Origin of the sequence: Mesorhizobium sp. M1A.T.Ca.IN.004.03.1.1 (assembly GCF_003997555.1) — a bacterium.
Taxonomy (GTDB): domain Bacteria; phylum Pseudomonadota; class Alphaproteobacteria; order Rhizobiales; family Rhizobiaceae; genus Mesorhizobium.
This window is the reverse complement of sequence record NZ_RZTV01000140.1, coordinates 1-314: the sequence shown is the minus strand read 5'-3', so window position 1 is coordinate 314 and position 314 is coordinate 1. Positions and strand designations below refer to the sequence as shown.

Here is a 314-nt window from a genome sequence, read left to right as displayed (position 1 = left end):
AAATTGATGGCGGTCGTCGACTTGCCTTCACCGGGCAAGCTCGACACCACACCGATGACTTTGCAGCGCTGGTCGGAGGCACTGATATCGATCGCGATCTTCGCGCTTCGAAGCGTCTCGGCGAATGCCGACAGCGGATGCTCCTCGACATAGGTCGTGGTCTTGCCGCCCCTGGCGATGCTTCGCGGGTTCCCGGGATCGACGAGCGTCGGATCCTCGACGTTGTTCTCGATCAACGGCATGACGCCAAGTGATTCGACGTCGAGCATATCCTTGACATCGTCACCGGTGCGGAAGAAGCGATCGCGGAATTC

Annotated in this window: 1 pseudogene; it reads right to left on the bottom strand. The window is 59.6% G+C overall.

Going from position 1 to position 314, the window contains the following annotated elements:
* Positions 1 to 314 (bottom strand): annotated as a pseudogene (locus EOD29_RS31050) (chromosome partitioning protein ParA); the annotation flags it as partial.